A 906-nucleotide genomic window follows, 5' to 3' on the forward strand; every position below is an offset into this window, starting at 1 on the left:
GATCTTGCCCTCTGCATACTCGCAGAGCCTGACGCCAACCTGGGCTTGATCCGGCTCTCGATGAGGCGATCCTAAAATTATAAGACCCCTCAAATAAAATCAAAGATCATGGCATTCCGGGAAATTGACGATGATCTCTGGGAGATTGTTCGGAAATACCTTCCCCCAACGAAGCCGCACATTGGCCGACCGCGGTGTGACCCCCGCGGGTTGTTCAACGGTATCCTGTACGTTCTGACCACCGGATGCACCTGGCTCGATGTTCCGGCGAACTACGGCACCAAATCGACGGTTCATCGGTACCACCTTGAACTCTGCGAGAAAGGAGTGTACCAGGCGATCTTCCTTGACCTTCTCCGGTCGGGGTACGAGATCAAAAAAATCGATCTCTCGCACTGTTCTACCGATACTAAAGCTATTCCCGCTAAAAAAGGGGATCGACCGGCTATGATGGCTATAAAAAGGTAAACGGGAACAAGCTGAGTGCTCTGGTCGATCGAAACGGTCTCCCGCTTGCCTGCACAGTTTCCCCTGCTAACGTCCATGATTCCCGTCTCTACGAGCCAACCCTCAAAGCGTTTGAGATCCCCGAGGTGCAGGATCATCCCACGATCATCTCCGCAGATGCAGCCTACGATGCCCGAGAAATTCGTCAGTACAACCGGAAACGAGGGATCAAGAGCAATATCCCGGTAAATAAGAGATCCCGGGTACATCCAAAACGCGGGAGACCAGTCTGGTTCGATCGGGAACTCTACAAAAAACGCAGCGCCGTCGAACGGTTCTTCAGCTGGATTGAGGCGTTTAAAAAGATCGTTCCGCGTTACGAGCGATATGAGCATTCATTCATGGGATTGATTCACCTGGCATGTGCGGTCATGATCGGGAGAATATTGGGATGACCTC

The 906-nt window shown here is 52.1% G+C and carries 2 protein-coding genes; both read left to right on the forward strand.

The window, feature by feature from the left end:
* The first annotated feature begins 108 nt into the window (after positions 1-108).
* Entirely contained in the window at positions 109-468 is a 360-nt protein-coding gene (locus ACI94_RS11085) for a transposase (RefSeq protein ID WP_083531369.1), read from the forward strand.
* 20 nt (positions 469-488) lie between these two features.
* Complete coding sequence (locus tag ACI94_RS11090) at positions 489-902, forward strand: IS5 family transposase (protein WP_353743255.1); 414 nt, start codon at positions 489-491, stop codon at positions 900-902.
* Positions 903-906: the final 4 nt, after the last annotated feature.

Origin of the sequence: Methanoculleus sp. DTU007, assembly GCF_001512385.1 — an archaeon.
GTDB lineage: Archaea > Halobacteriota > Methanomicrobia > Methanomicrobiales > Methanoculleaceae > Methanoculleus > Methanoculleus thermophilus.